The organism is Xanthomonas sp. F14 (assembly GCF_014199865.1).
In genome coordinates, this window is sequence record NZ_JACHOM010000003.1 from 294,971 (window position 1) to 314,449 (window position 19,479).

General features: G+C 67.7%; 13 protein-coding genes. 2 read left to right on the plus strand and 11 right to left on the minus strand.

Annotated features, from left to right (window positions below; genetic code table 11):
• Positions 1 to 276: 276 nt before the first annotated feature.
• From rodA to GGR73_RS12715, 5 genes are all read right to left on the minus strand, one after another.
• Positions 277 to 1,395, minus strand: coding sequence for a rod shape-determining protein RodA (rodA, locus tag GGR73_RS12695; RefSeq protein ID WP_054591925.1), 1,119 nt, complete (start codon positions 1,393 to 1,395; stop codon positions 277 to 279).
• Positions 1,392 to 3,452 carry a penicillin-binding protein 2 gene (mrdA, locus tag GGR73_RS12700; protein ID WP_039523408.1) on the minus strand — a complete coding sequence of 687 codons (2,061 nt, stop codon included), beginning with the start codon at positions 3,450 to 3,452 and terminating at the stop codon, positions 1,392 to 1,394. The genes rodA and mrdA overlap by 4 nt, the downstream gene beginning before the upstream one ends.
• 3 nt (positions 3,453 to 3,455) lie before the next feature.
• On the minus strand, positions 3,456 to 3,941 hold the full coding sequence (mreD, locus tag GGR73_RS12705; protein ID WP_016900812.1) for a rod shape-determining protein MreD: 486 nt from the start codon (positions 3,939 to 3,941) through the stop codon (positions 3,456 to 3,458).
• Positions 3,938 to 5,191 (minus strand): rod shape-determining protein MreC, encoded by a 1,254-nt coding sequence (mreC, locus tag GGR73_RS12710; protein WP_184457201.1) that lies wholly within the window; start codon positions 5,189 to 5,191, stop codon positions 3,938 to 3,940. The genes mreD and mreC overlap by 4 nt, the downstream gene beginning before the upstream one ends.
• 172 nt (positions 5,192 to 5,363) lie before the next feature.
• Complete coding sequence (locus GGR73_RS12715) at positions 5,364 to 6,410, minus strand: rod shape-determining protein (protein WP_003482734.1); 1,047 nt, start codon at positions 6,408 to 6,410, stop codon at positions 5,364 to 5,366.
• Between the two features lie 276 nt (positions 6,411 to 6,686).
• Between GGR73_RS12715 and GGR73_RS12720 the strand changes: the two genes are divergently transcribed.
• Both GGR73_RS12720 and GGR73_RS12725 read left to right on the plus strand, forming a co-directional pair.
• Positions 6,687 to 7,619: a carbohydrate kinase family protein gene (locus GGR73_RS12720; RefSeq protein WP_003482735.1), complete on the plus strand. Its 933-nt coding sequence runs from the start codon at positions 6,687 to 6,689 to the stop codon at positions 7,617 to 7,619.
• A 247-nt stretch (positions 7,620 to 7,866) separates the two neighbouring features.
• Complete coding sequence (locus GGR73_RS12725; protein ID WP_065032118.1) at positions 7,867 to 9,840, plus strand: sigma-54-dependent Fis family transcriptional regulator; 1,974 nt, start codon at positions 7,867 to 7,869, stop codon at positions 9,838 to 9,840.
• Between the two features lie 601 nt (positions 9,841 to 10,441).
• On the opposite strand, the gene GGR73_RS12730 is transcribed toward GGR73_RS12725, so the two are convergent.
• Genes GGR73_RS12730 through GGR73_RS12755 form a run of 6 tightly spaced genes read right to left on the minus strand, consistent with a single transcriptional unit; the run spans position 10,442 to position 19,479 of the window.
• Positions 10,442 to 12,826 (minus strand): TonB-dependent receptor domain-containing protein, encoded by a 2,385-nt coding sequence (locus GGR73_RS12730; RefSeq protein ID WP_184457203.1) that lies wholly within the window; start codon positions 12,824 to 12,826, stop codon positions 10,442 to 10,444.
• A 10-nt stretch (positions 12,827 to 12,836) separates the two neighbouring features.
• Positions 12,837 to 13,943, minus strand: a complete 1,107-nt coding sequence (locus GGR73_RS12735) for an S-(hydroxymethyl)glutathione dehydrogenase/class III alcohol dehydrogenase (protein ID WP_047126074.1) — start codon at positions 13,941 to 13,943, stop codon at positions 12,837 to 12,839.
• 35 nt (positions 13,944 to 13,978) lie between these two features.
• Positions 13,979 to 15,040 (minus strand): beta-propeller fold lactonase family protein, encoded by a 1,062-nt coding sequence (locus GGR73_RS12740; RefSeq protein WP_184457205.1) that lies wholly within the window; start codon positions 15,038 to 15,040, stop codon positions 13,979 to 13,981.
• On the minus strand, positions 15,037 to 15,681 hold the full coding sequence (locus tag GGR73_RS12745) for a c-type cytochrome (protein ID WP_184457206.1): 645 nt from the start codon (positions 15,679 to 15,681) through the stop codon (positions 15,037 to 15,039). The genes GGR73_RS12740 and GGR73_RS12745 overlap by 4 nt, the downstream gene beginning before the upstream one ends.
• A 25-nt stretch (positions 15,682 to 15,706) precedes the next feature.
• Positions 15,707 to 17,467 carry a quinoprotein dehydrogenase-associated putative ABC transporter substrate-binding protein gene (locus GGR73_RS12750; RefSeq protein ID WP_184457208.1) on the minus strand — a complete coding sequence of 587 codons (1,761 nt, stop codon included), beginning with the start codon at positions 17,465 to 17,467 and terminating at the stop codon, positions 15,707 to 15,709.
• On the minus strand, positions 17,464 to 19,479 hold the full coding sequence (locus GGR73_RS12755; protein ID WP_456362953.1) for a methanol/ethanol family PQQ-dependent dehydrogenase: 2,016 nt from the start codon (positions 19,477 to 19,479) through the stop codon (positions 17,464 to 17,466). The genes GGR73_RS12750 and GGR73_RS12755 overlap by 4 nt, the downstream gene beginning before the upstream one ends.

Here is a 19,479-nt window from a genome sequence, read left to right on the forward strand (position 1 = left end):
CGCGACCCGGCCGCGCGCAGGACGGCGGCGCATCGGACTCTACGGAGCGACGCGCCCATTCACAGAAGGCGAGCGAACCCGATACCGCATGCGCGAAGCGGCCCCGTGCCGGGAGGTCCTCATTGCAACGCAGCGCGCAGAACCGCGCGCGCCTTGCGCAGCGTCAGCTGCGTGTCATGCCCCCTGTCGCCAGCGGCATAGTCCGCCTGGCCAGGTGCGATTGGTTCTTTCGACATGGGTGAGTGCCTGTCAGCGTCGGCTGCAGAACGCGCCGGCTCAGTAGCCGTGCACCGGGCGGTGCGCCTTGACCGCCATCACCAGGCCCAGCCCGGCCAGCAGCGACACCGCCGAGGTACCGCCATAACTCATCAGCGGCATCGGCACGCCCACCACCGGCAGCAGCCCGGAAATCATGCCGCCATTGACCAGCACGTAGACGAAGAAGGCCAGGCCGGTGGCACCGGCGACCAGGCGCGAATAGGTGTCGCGCGCCTGCGCGGCGATCCACAGGCAGCGCGCGATCACGATCAGGTACAGGCTGAGCACGGTCGCCACGCCGATCCAGCCGAACTCCTCGCTGAGCACCGAGAACGCAAAGTCGGTGGTCTGTTCGGGAATGAAGTTCAGATGCGACTGCGAACCCAGCCCCCAGCCCTTGCCGTCGAAACCGCCCGAGCCGATCGCAATCTTGGACTGGATGATGTTCCAGCCGGCGCCCAGCGCATCGTTTTCCGGGTTGAGAAACATCATGATGCGATCCTTCTGGTACGGCCGCAGCAGCCAGAACCAGGCCACCGGCGCGGCCGCCGAGACGCCGCCCACACCCACCGCCACCCACCACCACGGCAGGCCGGCCAGCAGCAGCACGAACACGCCGCTGGCGGCGATCAGCACGCCGGTGCCGAAGTCCGGCTGCAGCATGATCAGGGCGGTCGGCACGCCGATGATCACGCCGGTCACCAGCACGGTGGAGATGCGCGGCGGCAACGGCATGCGGTGCAGATACCAGGCCGCCATCATCGGCAGGCTGATCTTGAGCAGTTCGGCCGGCTGCAGGTAGAACAGTTTCAGGTCCAGCCACTGGCGTCCGTACTTGCCGGTGCCCAGCGCGAACACCGCCAGCAGCGGCAGCATCGACAGGCCGTACACCCACGGCGTCCAGGCGCGCAGGCGCAGCACCGACATGCGCGAAATGCCCCACATCGCAGCCAGGCCGATGACGAAGCGCACGGCTTGCGCCATCACCAGATGATCGCCGTTGGCGGCGCCGCCCGCGCTCTTGAGCACCGACAGGCCGATCACCATCAGCGCACCCAGCGCCAGGCACAGCACCCAGTCCAGGCTGCGCGTGAAACGCGCAACCATGTCCACCAGCCAGCGCAGGATGTCACTCAATGGTCGGTCTCCTGGACCGCATCGGGCACATCCGGCACCACGGGCTGCGCCGGCGTGTTGGGGTCCAACGCCACCGCGGTCTGGCCGATCACCACCGGCAGCTCGTCCAGCGTGGCCGCGGCCGCATCGCCGGCCTGGCGCGCATCGGTGGCGCCGGCTTCGAACTGGTTGACGCCCACCGCGGTCATGCCGAGCTCGCTGTCCAGCGGCTCCAGCCCGGCGGGCAGCTTGCCGAGCAGCCAGGCGTCGAAGATCTTGCGTGCGATCGGCGCTGCCGAGCTGGTACCGAAACCACCGCCCTCCACCGCCACCGCCACTGCGATGACCGGGTTGTCGGCCGGCGCGAAGCCAACGAACAGGCCACGGTGGCGCAGGTGCAGCGGCAGGCTGCGCGGGTCCACCGCGGCCACGCCCTTGCGGCTGACCACCTGCGCGGTGCCGGTCTTGCCGGCCATCTGATACGGCGCGCCCGGCGTGATCGCATAGCCGGTGCCGCCGGGGCGCATGGTGTCCATCATGCCTTCGCGCACCACCTGCAGATGCGCCGCGCTCGGGCTGATCGGCTTGCCCGGCGGCTGGATCATCGGCTGCCAGGGGTGATCGAAGCCAGTGCGCTGCTCCAGCACCAGGTGCGGGCGCAGCAGCAGCCCGCTGGCGATCGCCGACACCCCGCGCACCAGTTGCAGCGGGGTCACCTTCCAGTCGCCCTGGCCGATGGCGATGTTGACGGTGTCGCCGGGATACCAGCGCTCCTTGCGGGTTTTGTACTTGTAGGCCGGCGATGGCAGGATGCCGCCGATCTCGCCGAGCAGGTCCACCCCGGTCGGCTGGCCGAAGCCGTACTCGCCCAGGTAGTGGTCGAAGCGCTCGATGCCCATGTCCACCGCGAGCCGGTAGTAATAGGTATTGACCGACTGGGCGATGGACTTGCGCAGATCGGTCCAGCCATGGCCGCCGCGGTGCGAATCGCCCCAGCCGCGGCTGACCCCGGGCAGGTAGAACATGCCGGTGGACAACACCCGGTCTTCCGGCCGGCGCAGGCCGCTGTCCAGGCCGGCCAGCGCGATCAGCGGCTTGAGCGTAGAGCCCGGCGCCACGCCGCCCAGCACCAGCCGGTTGAACTGCGGCCGCGACGGGTTGTCGTTGAGCATCTTGAAGTCGGTATGCGAGATGCCGTTGACGAACAGGTTGGGGTCGTAGCTGGGCAGGCTGACCATGCCCAGGATCTCGCCGGTGCGCGGGTCCATCGCGATCGCCGCGCCTTCGTGCTCGCCGAACGCGGCCACCATCGCGCGCTGCAGGTCGGCATCCACCGACAGCCGCAGGTCCGCGCCCGACTGCGGCGCGACCCGGCCAACGGTGCGGATCGCCCGCCCCTGCACGTTGGTTTCGACCTGCTCGTAACCGACCTGGCCGCGCAGGTCCTGCTCGTAGTAGCGCTCCAGCCCGGACTTGCCCATGTGGGTGAGCGCGGCATTGCCCTCGCCCAGCACCGCCAGGTCCTTCTCGTCGATGCGGCCGACGTAGCCGATGATGTGCGCGAACAGCGGCCCGTACGGGTAGCGCCGGGTCAGGTAGGGCTCCAGCTCCACGCCGGGGAAGCGCCAGCGCTCCACCGCAAAGCGCGCCATTTCCTCATCGCTCATGCGCAGCTTGAGGGTGACCGGCAGGAAGCTGCGGCGCGCGCGCCGCTCGCGGTTGAAGCGCTCCAGATCCTCCGGCGCGATCGGGATCACCTTGCCCAGCGCGGCCAGCATGGCGTCCATGTCGGCGACCTTGTCCGGGGTCACGTCCAGGCGGAAGGCCGGCACGTTCTCGGCCAGCAGCCGGCCGGTGCGGTCGTAGATCATGCCGCGCCCGGGCACCACCGGCTTGGGCTTGATGCGGTTGGCTTCCGAGCGCGTGGCATAGACCTCGTGGTCGAGCACCTGCAGCTTGAAATACCAGCCGCCCAGCCCGACCAGGCAGATCACCACCATCACAAAGCCCAGCACCGCGCGCCGGCGGAACTGCTCGGCCTCCGCATGCGGGTTCTTGGGATGACGGCGCCCGTGCATGGCTTACTTCTTGCTCCGCTTGCCCAGCCGCACCGCATCCAGCAACACGAACAGCGGCGGCCACAGCGCCATGCCCAGCAGCGGCGCCCACCAGTAGCTCCACGGCAGGGTCGGCTCGCCCACCGCCAGATGCACGGCCGAGGAGACGATGCGGTCGTTGAGCAGCAGCCCGCCGATCGCCAGCGCCTGCTGCGAGACCGGGAAGAAGCGCATCCGCGCGCGGAAGCGCTGCAGGATGAAGGTCATGATCACCAGCCGCAGCGCCTGCTCGCCGAGCAGCCCGCCATACAGCAGGTCGGCCAGCACGCCGGCCACGAAGGCGATGCCCAGCCCGACCCGATCCGGCTCCTCGATCACCCAGTACGCCAGCACCAGCGCCAGCCAGTACGGACGCAGCGGCTGCACCACCACCGGCAGCGGCAGCAGGCCCAGCACCAGCGCGATGACGATGCTCGCCGGCAGGATCCAGGTGTTGCGCATGCGGGTCATTGGTCCGTCTCCTGCGGAGCCGGACGGGATTGGGGAGTGGGGATTGGGGATTGGCTGGAAGCAGCGCCCTGTGGCGGGGACGAACGGGAATCGGGATTCGGGCCGTTGGATGCAGTCGATGCGGGACGCCGGGCGGACGTGCTGGCCGGGCGGCCGGACGCTGGCGCACTGGACGGGAGCGCGCCGGGCGCGGCAGGTGTCGCTGCGGACCGTGCAGGCGCCGAGGTACCGGTGCCCGATGCTGCGGCGGCCGTCGGGCGCGCGGTATCAGTCGCTGCGCTGGAAACACCGCCCGCAGGCGTGCGCGGTGTCGCAGTCACCGGCGCGCCGGCCGCCGCCGCGACGCCGTTGCTGTTGCCGTGACCAATCCCAACTCCCGAATCCCCAATCCCGGCCCCAGGCACCACCCGCAACGGCTTGCCCGCGCGCAGCAGCAGCACATCGCGGCCGCGATCGAGCTTGGCGGCCGGGGTCAGTTCGCCGACCAGGAAGGCGTGGGTGTCGTCCGGGTGCAGTTCGGAGACCTTGCCGACCGGGAAGCCGGCCGGGAAGCGGCCACCGAGGCCGGAGGTGACGATTTCGTCGCCCACCTGCACGCCAGCGCTGAGCGGGATGTCGCGCAGTTCCAGCCGGTCGCCGCGGCCGTAGACGATCAGGCGCACGCCGTTGCGCGCCACGCTGACCGGCACCGCGTGGTCGGGGTCGGTCAGCAGCAGCACGGTCGAATGCAGCGGGGTCACTTCGATCACCTGGCCCATCAGCCCGCCGGCATCGATCACCGCCTGGCCCAGCAGCACGCCATCGCGGCTGCCGGCGTCCAACAACAGGCGCTGCCGGGTCGGGTCCAGGTCGATATCCAGGATCGGCGCCAGCTGCACGTCCAGCCCGCGGCGCTCGGCGACGTTGAGCAGTTCGCGCAGCTGCGCATTGTCCAGCGCAGCGGTCTGTAGCCGGGTCAGGCGCGCATTGGCCACCAGCAACTGATTGCGCAGGGTACGGGTTTCTTCCACCAGCTGCGCATGGGTGGCGGCGTTGTCGCGCACCTGCGAGCCGATCCGCCCCGGCAACCCGGCCACCGCCCAGATCGGCTGGATCAGCAGGTTGGCCTGCAGACGTACCTGGCTCAGCCAGCCCCCCCGGCTATCGAGCGCGATCAGCACGATCGCCAGCACCAGATAGACCAGCAGCCGCAGCGTGGAGGTGACTTCGCCCGGACGGGAGGCGACGGGAGGACCGGCGTAGGAGGGCACTGTCAGGGCCGGGATTGGGGATTCGGAATTGGGGATTCGGGGAGCGGTTGGCTGCCCCCGATACGGATGCGGCTAAAACGTGAACTCGCGGAACTGCGGAGCAGTCCTACCGGGCCGTAGGCAGGAACCGCTTTTGCGAATCCCGAATGCCGACTCCCCAATCCCGAACGCTTCACTCCGGCGCGAAGAACTCGTTGCCGTGCATGTCCACCAGCTCCAGCGCGCGACCGCCACCGCGGGCCACGCAGGTGAGCGGGTCGTCGGCGACCTGTACGTGCAGGCCGGTTTCTTCGGAGATCAGGCGGTCCAGGTCGCGCAGCAGTGCGCCGCCGCCGGTAAGCACGATGCCGCGCTCGGCCACGTCGGCACACAGTTCCGGCGGGGTCTGTTCCAGCGCCAGCTTGACCGCCGAGACGATGCCCGACAGCGGCTCGTGCAATGCCTCGAGCACTTCGTTGGAGTTGATCTTGATCATCTTCGGCACGCCTTCGGCAAGATTGCGGCCGGAGATTTCCATCTCCTGCACCTCGTCCTGCGGGTAGGCGCAGCCGATCTGCAGCTTGATGCGCTCGGCGGTGGCTTCGCCGATCAGCATGCCGTGGTTGCGGCGCACGTAGTTGGTGATCGACTCGTCGAAGCGGTCGCCGCCCACGCGCACCGACTGCGAGTAGACGATGCCGTTGAGCGAGATGACCGCCACTTCGGTGGTGCCGCCGCCGATGTCGATGACCATCGAACCGCGCGCCTCGGTCACCGGCATGCCGGCACCGATCGCCGCGGCCATGGGTTCCTCGATCAGATACACGTCGCGCGCACCGGCTTCTTCCGCCGATTCCTTGATGGCGCGGCGCTCGACCTGGGTGGAACCGGCCGGCACGCATACCAGCACGCGCGGGCTCGGGCGCAGGAAGCGCGACTTGTGCACCTTCTTGATGAAGTGCTTCAGCATTGCCTCGGTGTAGGTGAAGTCGGCGATGACGCCGTCCTTCATCGGGCGGATCGTGGTGATGTGACCCGGGGTGCGGCCGAGCATCTGCTTGGCCTCGGCGCCGACGGCGGCCACCGAGCGCGTGCCGCCGATTGCGCGGTCCTGACGCACCGCCACCACCGAAGGTTCGTTCAGTACGATGCCCTGCCCGCGTACGTAGATCAGCGTATTGGCCGTGCCCAGGTCGATGGACAGGTCGTTGGAGAACATGCCGCGGAGTTTCTTGAACATCGAGGGAGTTGTTCCTGGGTAAGTCGCGTGCCCGCCGCCAGACTGGCGAAATTTTGGGCAGAAAACGAAGTCCACTAGCCTAGCAATCCCCCCCGGTGCGGGCAAGGAAAAATCGGCCGTTGCGGCGTCGTTTTCATGTGCCGGTCACGCCGGGCATGGCATGCGGTTGTGGCCCTGATCGGTCGCAGCCGTTACCCTTTGCGCCGCGGCGCGCGCGCCGTCCCGCTGCCATGCCCGGCAACTGGCGGGTATTTCCCAACGCAAAGGCCTGACTCGATGTCCGCACTGATCTGTGGTTCCCTCGCCTACGACACCATCATGGTGTTTCCGGACCAGTTCAAGAACCACATCCTGCCGGACAAGGTGCACATCCTGAATGTGTCGTTCCTGGTCCCGCGCATGCGCCGCGAGTTCGGCGGTTGCGCCGGCAATATCGCCTACAACCTGCATCTGCTCGGCGGCGCGCCGATCCCGATGGGCACCGTGGGCCAGGACTTCGGCCCGTATCGCGAGCATTTCGAAACGCTGGGGATCGACCTGTCGCGGGTGAAGATCATCGACGACCTGTTCACCCCGCAGGCCTTCATCACCACCGACCACGACAACAACCAGATCACCGCCTTCCATCCGGGCGCGATGATGCGCAGCTACGAGAACCACGTGAAGGATGTGCCGGGCGTGACCCTGGGCCTGGTCGGCCCGGATGGGCGCGAGGGCATGATCCAGAATGCGGAAGAGTTCGCTGCCGCCGGCATTCCCTTCATCTTCGATCCCGGCCAGGCGATGCCCTTGTTCAATGGCCCGGAACTGCGCCAGTTCATCGAGCAGGCCCAGTACGTGGTGGTCAACGACTACGAATCCAACCTGCTGCAGGAACGCACCGGCTGGGACGAGAAGGACATCGTCTCGCGCGTGCAGGCCTACATCACCACGCAGGGCCCCAAGGGCGCGCTGGTGCATACGCCGGAAAAGACCTACGACATCCCGCCGGCGCACGAGCGCCGCGTGGTCGACCCGACCGGCTGCGGTGACGCCTTCCGCGCCGGCCTGATCTACGGCATCCAGGGCGGTTACGACTGGCTGACGATCGGGCGGATGGGCAACCTGATGGGCGCGCTGAAGGTGGAGCACCCGGGCACGCAGAACCAGCGGTTCGACTTTGCCGAGTTCAACGACCAGTTCAAGCAGCAGTTCGGCTACGCGCTCTGACGCGCACCGCCGCTGATCAGCGCTTGCCCTTCTCCTCTCGGGAGAAGGTGCCCCGCAGGGGCGGATGAGGGGACGGGCGAAGACCCGTGCAAGTTGAACAGCTTCGGGCTTCGCACCGCCCCCTCACCGCACCCCCGCTCCCGCAGGAAAGGGGCGCGTCGGCACCGCAATTGCTGCAATGCAGTTTGAGCATCAGCCCGATCTGTGCCTCTACTGACGTTTCGCGCCCACTGAGGAACGCTGGCCCATGTCCGAGCCAAGCGTTGTCGCCGCCACGTCCATCGCCCTGCCGGAGATCGAGCCGGATGCGCTCCGGCAGATCCGCCGGCTGCGCGACATCGCGCCGCTTGCCGCGCCACTGTCGCGCTCGTGGCGGCGCTGTCTGGACGATTACGCGTTGTTGCCCGAGGCAGCCCCCGAGCCGCTGGTGCACGATGCGCTGCACGTGCGCGAGCGCCAGCAACGTCTGGGCGATGTGCTGCGCATTGCCAAGGTGGAGATGGAAAACCTCTACGAGCAGATCGCCGGCAGCGGCTACGCCGTGATCTTTGCCGATGCCGAGGCGACCGTGCTGCACAGCGTGCACGACCCAACCCTGCTGCGCGAATTCCGCCAGGCCGGTCTGTTCTGCGGCGCCAGCTGGGCCGAGTGTCACCAGGGCACCAACGGCCTGGGCACCTGCGCCGCCGAACGCACCGCAGTCAGCGTGCACCGCGGCGAACATTACCTGACCCGCCATCTGCCGCTGTCGTGCAGCGGCGCACCGATCCTGGACCCGCATGGCGGGCTGCTGGCGGTGCTGGATGCGTCCACCCCCAACGCGCAGGACGGCAAGCAGATCCAGCGCCACACCGTGGCCCTGGTGAGCATGTCGGCGGCGCAGATCTCGCGCTCGCATTTCCTCAACCAGTTCGGCCATGCCTTCATCCTGCGCTTCCATAGCCGGCCCGAGTTCGCCGGCCTGCTGCACGAGGCACTGATCGCAATCGATACCGATGGCCGCGTGCTGGCAGTCAACGAGGCGGTGCTGGAGCAACTGGGCAAGATCGATCGCAGCCAGCTGGTGGGCCGCAACATCGCGCAGGTGATGCAGCTGGATTTCGACACCCTCGAGCACCGCGCCGGCAGCGATGCCGGCACCTTGTGGTCGATCCGCTGCGCCTGCCACGGGCGAAGGTTCTACGCACTGGTGCGCCCGCCGCGCGCGCGCGCTGCGCTGCCGGCGGTGGGCGGGCCGGCGCAGCTGGCACCGGATACCGAGCTGCAACCCGGTGAGCATGTCGGCTCGGATTCGCGCATGCGCCACAACCTGGCCAATGCCTTGAAGCTGGCTGCGCATCGGGTGTCGATTCTGCTGTGCGGCGACACCGGTACCGGCAAGGAGGAATTTGCCAAGGCGGTGCACCGCGGCTCGCCGTGGGCTGGCGGTGCATTCGTGGCGATCAACTGCGCGGCGATTCCCGAGGCATTGATCGAGAGCGAATTGTTCGGATATGCGCGCGGCGCGTTCACCGATGCCGCGCGCGAAGGCCGCCATGGCAAATTGCTGCAGGCCAGCGGAGGCACGCTGTTTCTGGATGAAATCGGCGACATGCCGCTGCCCTTGCAGAGCCGCCTGCTACGCGTGCTGGAAGAACAATGCGTCACCCCGCTGGGCAGCGAACGCGCGGTACCGCTGGAGCTGCACGTGATCAGCGCCAGCCATCGCGATCTGGCGCAGCGGGTGGCGGCCGGCGAGTTTCGCGAGGATTTGTATTACCGGCTCAATGGCGTGGTGCTGCACCTGCCACCGCTGCGCGAGCGCAGCGACAAGGCCGAGTTGATCCGCACGCTGCTGCGCGAGGAAACCAGCGAGCACAGCGTGCGCATCAGCGAAGAAGCGATGCACAAGCTGCTGAGCTACGCATGGCCGGGCAACCTGCGCCAACTACGCAATGTGCTGCGCACGGCGGCGGTATTGTGCAGCGACGGAGTGATCCGCCTGCCGAATCTGCCGCAGGAAATCGTCGATGCCGGCAGCGCACCGTGCCTGGTCGATGGCGGCGCGGTGGCCGCCGACGACATGCCCGGCCGCGTCGCACTCGACCAGGCCGAACGCCTGGTGCTGCAGCAACAACTCGAACGCCACCGCTGGAATGTCAGCCGCACCGCCGATGCCCTGGGCATCAGTCGCAACACGCTGTATCGCAAGCTGCGCAAGCATGGCCTGGATACCGGGTGATTGAGGGGCGGGGATTTGGGATTCGGAATTGGGGAATTGAGGGGCAGGGATTCGGGATTCGGAATTGGGGATTCGTCAGAGCCAAGGCGGGGTCTTGGCGCTGGTATTTGAAGCGATTTATCAAGAGCACTTCTTGACCATCAGGTGGGTGCCGCTGTTGTTTGGTGCGGCATGCACCACTTGTCGATGCCGCGATTGTGGAGCGGATGATTTGGGGCTTGGTTGCAGGGCCCTTGCCCGCCCACCATCGCGGGACACGCCGCAAGTACGTCCTTGTAGGCTCTTACGCGGCATCCATGCCGCGTAAGGTCCCGCGACGGTGGGCGGGCAAGGGCCAGTCGAGATGGTCGGTGTGCATGGTTTTAAACAAGGCAACCAATCAACTGTCTGGTGCGGTGGCCTCACCGCTTGCGGGACCGTGTGGCGGCATGGATGCCGCCACCGAGCCCCCAGGGACGGGTTTACGGCGTGTCCCGCGAGCGGTGAGGGCACCGCGCCCTCGACTAGCGCAGCTCGGCACCATCCAGATAACGCTGCGGGCGACTGGCGATTGCACCTTGCGCCTTGCGAATCCCTAATCTCCAATCCCGAATCCCCAGCCTCATAACGCCCAACGCAACCCGATCAGATACTGCCGCGGCACACCCGGCGCGAGGAACCTTGCCGGGCCGGTTTCCACCGGCGCATCCTGCGGACGCGCGAGTTCGCCATCGGGGAACACGTCTTCGGCCACTGCTGCATAGGTCGCATAGCGGCGGTTGAAGACGTTGTCGACGCGGGCGAACAGCGACAGCCGCGCGCCCAGTTGCCAACGCGCCTGCAGATCCACCAGCGCGTAGCCGGCGGTGCCGATGTCGATGCGCTCGGGTGCGGGCTCGTCGTCGTCGGCATTGTCGACCTGACCATCCTCGTTGCCGCTGGCCACGCGGCCGGCCACCGCACGCACCCCGGCGCCCAGGGTCAGCGCATCGCGCTGCCATTCCATGCCGAGCTTGAGGTTGTGGCGTGGCAATGCGGCGATACGCAAGCCTGGACGCAAGGCGATCACGCGCTCGCCGGACAGCAGCTCGCCATTGCTGCGGTAGGTCGCATCCAGGAAGCTGTAGCCGGCCGACCATTGCCAGTCGCCGCTGCGCAGACGCAGCGCCAGATCCGCGCCCTGGTAGCGGGTGCGGCCGACGTTGTCGAAGTAACCCAGCTGGGTGTCCGGTGCACGCAGGAACAAAATGTCGTCGCGATTGTCGGCGCGGTACACCGACAGGCTGGCGTTGCTGTTGGCCGACGGCGCCCAACGCGCGCCGAGCTCGTATGTGCGGGAGACGATCTGCTCCAGACGCGGGTCGGCCTGCAGGCCGGTCGGCAACCGGCACGGCTGGGTGGGATCGGCGCAACCCAGTTCGATCGCGGTCGGTGCGCGGCTGTTTTGCGCGACCGAGCCGTACAACGTCAGCCCCGAATCGAGCCGATGGGTCAACCCTAACGATGGATTGGCCTTGGCATAGACGAAGCGCTCGCGTGGGCGGTCGCCGTCGTCGGCGGTGGAAAGGATGTTGTCCACCACCACATGATTCCAGCGCACTGCAGCGCTGAGATGGGTGGCATCGTCCAGCGCCCAGGTGTCGGCGACGAACACGCCCAGCGTTTTGGTGCTGCCGCGCACGCCGGAAAAGAACGCACGCTCGGCATCCGGATCGGCAGCGACCGAGCGGTTCGGTTGCACCCAGCCGTCGTGCGCGAATTGCTGATAGCGCACATGGCCACGATCGAAGGTGACGCCGGTGCTGAGCGCATGCGCACCCCACTGACTGCTCAGGTTGACTGCCAGGCCTTGCGCCTCCTGGCGCATCTGGGTGGTATTGAGCGCGCCGGTAGGCAATGCATCGGCATCGGCGCGTGCCACATCGCAATCGGCATCCAGCGCGCCGCCATCGGCGGCGTAGCCGGAGGCGCATTCTTCGACGAATTCCTCGTAGTCCTCGCCGATATCGCCATTGACGGTGTCGCGGCGGCCCACGCGCGCGTAGGCCAGTGCATGCAATGCGGTGTCCGCATCAAAGCGATGGTCCAGTTGCGCGGTGAACAGCGTATTGCGATTGCGGGTGAGATCGGGCGAGGTGTACACCGCGCGGCGGTCGGCGCGATACAGGCCGGGCTCGGGACCATCGTCGGTGTAGCGCGTATCCGGCAGCAGGCCATTGCCGATCAGGCGGCTGCGCCCGTGCAGCAGCGACAGGCTCCAGTCGGTCTGCTCGCCCTGCTTGCCGACCTTGCCGAACACGGTTCCCAGGCGGCCCTCCGAGGCATCGCGCCAGCCGTTCTCGTCGAAACCGGTCACCGCGACGAAGCCATGCCAGCCGCCCTGGCTGGCGATCCCGTAACTGGCATCCAGCCGCTTGCGCGCACCGCTGCCGATGCTCAGCTCGCCCTGCACTCCCGGTGAGGTGAGGCCCGATGCGGTAGACAGCACCACCGCGCCGCCAAGCGTGTTCGGCCCGAACAAGGGATTGGAGCCGGGCATCAGGGTCACTGCATTGATTGCCGACTCGGGCAGCATGTCCCAGCTGACGATGTCGGCGAACGGTTCGTTGAAACGCACGCCATCCAGATACACCGACACGCCTTGCGAGGCGCCGGGCAAGGCGGAGGCGCGAAACCCGTGGAAGGTGAGGTCGTTCTGGAACGCGCTGCCCTGCACATCGTTGCCATCCACGCCGACGAAGCGCCGCTGCAACAGATCGCCGAGGTTGTTGCTGCGCGCGCGCGACAGCTCGCTGTTGGTGGCCGATTGCACCATGTACGGCAGTTGCGCCGCATCGATGGTGGTGCCAGGGATCGGCGTGGCGGTGACCTCGATGCGGTCCAGCCAGGTCACCTGCGGCGCATCGGCCGCCACTGCCAGCGCGCTGCTTGCGAGCAAGGCGCTGGCGCAGGCGCCTGCCAGTGCGTGATGGTGCAACCTTGCCGTGCTGCGTGTGCCTGCTGCCATCTGCGTCTCCTCAATAGAGCACGATCGATTTGATGCCGCGCGCCGCACGCAAGTCCGCCAGCGCCTGATTGATGTCGTCCAGCGCCAGCGTGCGGGTGATCAGCGGCGCCAGCCGGATGTCGCCGTGCAGATAGCGCGCGACATAGCCGGGCAATTCGCTGCGCCCCTTCACTCCGCCGAAGGCGCTGCCGCGCCATACCCGCCCGGTCACCAGTTGAAACGGGCGCGTGCTGATTTCCTGCGCGTCGTCGGCCACGCCGAGGATGACGCTCTCGCCCCAGCCCTTGTGGCAGCACTCCAGCGCCGCGCGCATCGCGCCGACATCGCCCACGCATTCGAAGCTGTGGTCGGCGCCGCCATCGGTGAGGTCCACGATCACCTGCTGGATCGGTGCGCCGTAGTCGCGCGGATCCAGGCAATCGGTGGCGCCCAACGCGCGCGCCAGCGCGAACTTGGCCGGGTCGATATCCACCGCGATGATGCGCCCGGCCTGCGCCAGTACCGCGCCCTGCACCACCGACAAGCCGATGCCGCCCAGGCCGAACACCGCCACGCAGTCGCCGGGCCGCACATGCGTGCTGTTGAGCACCGCACCGACGCCGGTGGTGACCGTGCAGCCGAGCAGGCAGACCTGATCCAGCGCTGCCTCCGGCTGGATCCGCGCGACCGCGATCTCCGGCACCACGGTGTATTCGGAGAACGTGCTGGTGCCCATGTGGTGCAGGATCGGCCGGCCGTGCAGCGAGAACCGGCTGCTGCCATCGGGCATCAGCCCGCGCTCCTGGCTGCTGCGGATCGCCTGGCACAGGTTGGTGCGGCCGGAGCGGCAGAACTTGCACACGCCGCATTCGGGCATGTACAGCGGGATGACGTGATCGCCGGGCTGCACGCTGGTGACGCCGATGCCGACCGCCTCGACAATGCCCGCGCCTTCCTGCCCCAGGATCACCGGGAAGCTGCCCGCCTGCGCATGCGCCAATGCATGCGCATCGCCATGGCAGATTCCGGTGGCGACCAGGCGCACCAGCACCTCGCCGGGCCGCGGCGGCTGCAGGTCCACCTCTTCGATGGTCAGCGGCTGGTGCGGACCCCATGCCACCGCAGCGCGTGTCTTCATCCGGCCTCCCTGGCGCGCTGCGGCATGCCCGCCGCTCAGCGCGCGATGACCACGCCCCACGGCAGTTCGCCGACGGGGATCTGTTTGATCTCGCGCAACGCGACGGTGTCGATCACGCTCACCGTGTTCGAGCGCCCGTTGGCGACATACAGCTTGTCGCCGGCCGGGGTCAGCGCCGGGTTCCACGGCCGCACTCCCACCGCAATCTCGGCGAGACTGCGCGCAGTGTTGGTATCGATCACGCTGAGCGTGCCGGCACCGCCGTTGGACGCATACAGCCGCGTGCCGTCGGCCGACAACGCCACGCCCGCCGTGCGCACGCCGGCCGGCAGGCTGGCGCGGCGTTGGCGCGTCTGCAGATCGATCACATCGACCACGTTGGCGGTTTCCTGCGCGATGTAGACGCTGTGCCCGTCGGGCGCGAACGCCATGCCGCGCGGATGGCCGCTGGTGGCGACCACGCCACGCGAGCGACCGGTGGCCAGCTCGATCATGTCCATGTCGTTGGAGCCCTCGTTGCTGGTGAGCAGCCACTGCCCGTCCGGCGTGTAGGCGCAGTGCTCGGGCGCCTGCCCGCGCGTGGCGATCACCTGTTGCACGCTGAACTGCGCCGCATCGATCAACATCACCTGGTTCTGGCCTTCCACACACACCGCAAACTGCTTGCCGTCCGGCGACAACGCAATGCCCTCGGCGTTCTCGCCGATCTCCACGCTGCGCAGCACCGCGTCCTTGTCGGTATCGAGTTCGATCAGGCGGTGATGCTCGGCATCGATCAGGTACAGATGCCCCTGCGGGCCCGGCAATACCTGCTGCAGGCGCTTGCCCAGTTGTCCCTGCGCACTGAGCGTACGCACCACCGTGTCGGTGTGCGTATCGATCACCGACACCGTGCCGCTGCGCTGGTTGGGCACATAGGCAAATACCGGCGGCGTTGCGGGCACCGGGGCCGCGTCCTTCGTTGCAGGCATCGCTGCCGCCGGCGCCGCGCTGGACGCCGGCGGCTCCGCATCGCGCCGGCAACCGGCCAAGGCCAGCAGCGCGCCCAGCGCAGTTGCCGCAAGCAGGCACCGCCACCCGGTTGCCACTGGCCTCATTGCGCCTTGCCCGCGGTCTTGTTGATCGAATGGATGAAGGCGAGCAGTTTTTCGGTGTCGCCCGGCTTGAGCACCGGCGCGAACGGCGGCATCTGCCCGACCACCTTTTCATGCCCGACCCGCGTCTTGCCGTGGGTGATCATCGCGGCGGTGCCTTCGCTGATCAGCGTGCGCAAGGTGTCGTCGTCGCTGCCATACACCCAGATGTCGTTGGTCAACGGCGGGCACATGCCGCCGCCACCGGTGCCGCCATGGCAGGCATTGCAGCCGGCGGAGAAATAGATCTTCTTGCCCTCGGCGATCAGCTCGGGCGTGACCTTGACCTCCGGCCCCTTCGGGATCGGCACCACGGTGGCCGGCGCTGCGGGCGGCGTGGCCGGATCCGGCGCAGGCCCGGCGGCCGGGTTGGGCACCGCGGCGCTCGCAGGCGCAGGCGCGGCAGTGCCGGTGGCCGGCGGGCTGGCAGCCGGTGCGGTGGCCGCCTCAGGCGCGGGCGCGGGCGGCGGTGCGTCCTTGCCGCAGGCCGCCAGCACGACGCTGAGCATCACCGCGCACAGCGGTGCGCGCATGGAACGATCGAAACAACCCACGGTGGACTTGCGCATGAACAAACCTTTCTGAGCGGAGGGAGCACCGCGCACCCCGTGCGCGCGGCGGGTGACACAGTCATTGCCGGGAGGGGCGCCTGGCCTCGGTAAGCAGCGTGGCCAGCGCGCTGTCGCCGCGTGCCTGCGCTAATGCAGCGGCGGTCTTGCCGTCGCGATTGCGTGCGGCAGGGTCGGCGCCGGCCGCCAGCAGGCGCTTGGCCGCCGCGTCGCGCCCGGCCGCGGCGGCCAGCATCAATGCGGTGACGCCGGCCTGGTTGGCGTGGCCGACGTCGGCACCGCCGGCCAGCACCGCATCAAGCATCGCCGGGTCGTCGCGCGCCACCGCGAACATCACCGGCGTGAAGCCGGTGGCATTGGCACGCCGTACATCCGCGCCCGCCTTGAGCAAGGCCTGCACCGCACCGACATCGGCGTAGGACACCGCCAGGTCCAGCGCGCTCCAGCCATCACTGGAGACGGTGTCCACCGGCGCGCGCTTGCCGAGCAACCTGGTCACGCTGCCGGCATCGTTGGCCCAGGCCGCCTTCATCAAGGCGGTCCAGCCGCTGCCATCGCGCGCATCCAGGCGTGCGCCGGCATCGAGCAGCAGTCCGACCAGATCCGGTTCCTGGTTGCGGATGGCCTGATGCAACGGCGGCTCGCCGAGCAGGTTGGGACGGTTGGCATCGGCGCCATGCCGCAACAGCCACGCCACACGCACCGCGTCGCCGGCATCCAGTGCATGCGCCAGTTCCTGGTTCGGGTCGGCACCGTCGGCGATGCGCAGTTGCAGCTGCGCCAGCTCCTGCGAGGACGCGGCCGGGCTTGGCGCCTTGGACACCGGCGTCGGCGTGGCATACGGCCCGTGCGCGGCCAGATCGCCGGCCACCACGCAGTCGCCACAGCGCACCAGCGGCACGTGATAGCTGCGCAGGATCTCGGCGATCTTTGCTGAACTCTGTTGCATGGCCGTGTTCAAGGCATCGCGCAGGTCCGCGTTCTTGCGCGACACCGCCCACGCCATCGAATACTCCAGCACCGCATCGTCGATGGTATTGAGCGGCACCATGCCCAGGCCGCTGCGTTGCGCGTAGTAACCGGCCACCGGGCCCCAGGATTCGGCCGCATCCAGTTCATTGGCAGCGACGCGTTCGACCAGCTTGCCGGGATGTTCCTCCGGCGCCGTGGCCGAGTCGTAGAACAGGTATTGCACCTGGCCGCTGATGCCGTGCTCGTACAGGGCCTGGCGTGCGGGTGAGCTCTGGAACACGCCCAGCCGCAGTGTTTTCAGCGCCGGATCGTCCAGCGATGTCGGCACCAGATCCAGGCCCTTGCGCGTCACCAGCACATAGGCCGAGCGATACAGCGGGCGCGTGGTCAGGCCCTGCTCGAAATCGCTGTTGAGGTCCATCAACACATCGCAGCGGCCGGCAGTGATCGTGCTGCGTGCCAGCCCGCGTTGGTAATAGGTGCGCCACTCGTATTCCAGGCGCCGGCCCATGGCATCGGCCACGACTTGCGCGATCTTGTTCTGGAAGCCCTCGCCGGCCTTGTTGGACAGCGGCATGTTGCCCGGGTCGGCGCAGACCCGCAGCACATGCGGATCGGGCGTTGGCGGTGGAGCACTGGCCGTGGCCGGTGCCGCAGTGGAGGCCGCCGTCGCGGGCGCCGCAGCGGAAGCAGAAGCGCGAGCCGTCGGTGAGGACGGCTCGCGGGTGCAGCCTGCGGCGACGAGTCCGAGGCTGCAAAGCACCAGCAGCCGACACAGCTGCCGGTGCATGCCACGCGCACCGGCAGCGAACTGCCGGTGCGCGCGTCCAACGCCTTGCGTGGAACTCATCGTGCGGTCTTCGCTGCGGTGTTGGCGGTGCCGCCTGCAGCCGCCGTGGCGGTGGCACTGGCGGTCACGGTCTTGCCGGCACCATCGATCCGGAAGCTGTGCACCATGCCGCCGAGCGGGATCTTGTCGAAGCCGGCACCAAATGCCAAACCGGCTGCGCCCAGCGCGCCATACGGATCGGACGGATCCAGACCTGCGGCCACCGGCAGGCCGATCCAGCCACCGATGCCGGAGAACACCGCCACGTACTGGTGCCCATTGGCCTTGTAGGCGATCGGGTTGCCGATGATGCCGGAGGGCAGTTTCATCTCCCACAGCTTCTTGCCGGTGTCCTTGTCCACCGCACGGAACCAGCCATCCAGCGTGCCGTAGAACACCAGCCCGCCGTCGGTGACCAGGGTGCCGCTCCACACCGGGAACTTCTCCTTGATCTCCCACTTGGACTTGCCTTCCACCACGTCGAAGGCCTTGACGATGCCCAGTGCACCCGGCTCGTTGGGCTTCATCATCACGTTGGCGAACACGTACGGCAGGCCCATCATGGTGTTGCCGCGTTCCTGCGGTTCCAGCTCCATATGCCAGTTGTTGGTGCCGCAGAAAAACACTGCCGCATTGGCCGGATCCACCGAGCACGGCTGCTGGTCCTTGCCGCCCATCGCCGACGGGAAGGCCTGCACCTTCTTGCCGCGTTCAAGCGGCGAATGCGCGGCCACCTTGACAGGGCGGCCGGTCTTCATGTCGATGCGTTCGGCCCAGTTGGCCGGCACGAACTTGTGTGCGCGTAGCAAGGTGCCGTCGCGGCGATCGAGCACGTAGGCAAAGCCGTTGCGATCGAACTGCACCACCGATGGCACCTGCTTGCCGTCGATGTTCAGATCGACCAGGATCGGCTCGTTGATGCCGTCGTAATCCCACTGGTCGAACGGCGTCTTCTGGTAGCCCCACACCGCTTCGCCGGTATCGATCTTGCGCGCGAACAGGGTCATCGACCACTTATTGTCATGCTCGCCGTTGTTGCATTCATCCTGCGAGGTCTTGCCGCAGCGATACGACGGGCTCCACAGGCCGGGATTGCCGGTGCCGTAGTAGAGCAGCTTCAACTTCGGGTCGTAGCTATACCAGCCCCAGGCCGCACCGCCACCACGCTTCCATTCGTCGTTGGGAAAGGTCTTGACGCCCAGATCGCCGAGCTGGCCATGCTGCGGGTTGGCCTTGTTGAAATCCGCACCCAGGCAGATCGATTTGTCGGTACCGGCCGCATCGCAGGACCAGGCCTGCTTGCCATCGGCCAGGTTGTAGGCAGCGACACGCCCAAGCACGCCGAACTCGTTACCACTGATGCCGGCTACCACTTTGCCGTCGGCGATGATCGGCGCCATGGTGATGGTTTCGCCCTTGTCCGGGTGCGCGAGTTTCTGCTTCCACACTTCCTTGCCGGTCTTGGCATCGAGTGCAATCACATCGCCGCTCAGGCTACCGAACACCAGCTTGCCATCGGCATAGGAGGCGCCGCGGTTGACCGTATCGCAACACGCCACCGCCACCGAGCGTTCGTCCTGCTGCGGGGTGTACTTCCACAACACCTTGCCGCCGTCGTCCTGCGCTGCCAGGTCGATGGCGAACACGTTGTTCGGATACGCGCTGACCATGTACATCACGCTGCCGATCACCAGCGGCTGGCCTTCGTGGCCGCGCGTGGCATCGGTCTTCATTTCCCACGACATTTTCAGGTTCTTGACGTTGTCGCGATTGATCTCGGCCAGCGGGCTGTGCCGGGTGAGCGCGAAGTCGCGCCCGATGCCACCCCAGTTATCCGGGTTGCTGGCATTGGTAGTGAACTCGCTGTCGGTATCGACCACGGCGGCGGCCGCCGGCGCGGCGGGTTTGGCGGCCGGTGCGGGCGTTGTCGTCGTTTCCGTGGCGGCGTCTTTCTTGCAGCCGGCCAACGCGGCGCTCAGCGCAAGCATGAGCAGCACACTGCTGCGCAGGCTGCGACAGGAAGATTGGTGCAT

Bases quoted from the DNA above. Each gene is read 5' to 3' on its own strand.
- GGR73_RS12730 (WP_184457203.1), bottom strand. From the start codon at position 12,826: ATGGCAGCAGGCACACGCAGCACGGCAAGGTTGCACCATCACGCACTG.
- mreD (WP_016900812.1), bottom strand. From the start codon at position 3,941: ATGACCCGCATGCGCAACACCTGGATCCTGCCGGCGAGCATCGTCATC.
- GGR73_RS12720 (WP_003482735.1), top strand. From the start codon at position 6,687: ATGTCCGCACTGATCTGTGGTTCCCTCGCCTACGACACCATCATGGTG.
- GGR73_RS12750 (WP_184457208.1), bottom strand. From the start codon at position 17,467: ATGAGTTCCACGCAAGGCGTTGGACGCGCGCACCGGCAGTTCGCTGCC.
- GGR73_RS12735 (WP_047126074.1), bottom strand. From the start codon at position 13,943: ATGAAGACACGCGCTGCGGTGGCATGGGGTCCGCACCAGCCGCTGACC.
- GGR73_RS12725 (WP_065032118.1), top strand. From the start codon at position 7,867: ATGTCCGAGCCAAGCGTTGTCGCCGCCACGTCCATCGCCCTGCCGGAG.
- GGR73_RS12755 (WP_456362953.1), bottom strand. From the start codon at position 19,479: ATGCACCAATCTTCCTGTCGCAGCCTGCGCAGCAGTGTGCTGCTCATG.
- GGR73_RS12740 (WP_184457205.1), bottom strand. From the start codon at position 15,040: ATGAGGCCAGTGGCAACCGGGTGGCGGTGCCTGCTTGCGGCAACTGCG.
- GGR73_RS12715 (WP_003482734.1), bottom strand. From the start codon at position 6,410: ATGTTCAAGAAACTCCGCGGCATGTTCTCCAACGACCTGTCCATCGAC.
- mrdA (WP_039523408.1), bottom strand. From the start codon at position 3,452: ATGCACGGGCGCCGTCATCCCAAGAACCCGCATGCGGAGGCCGAGCAG.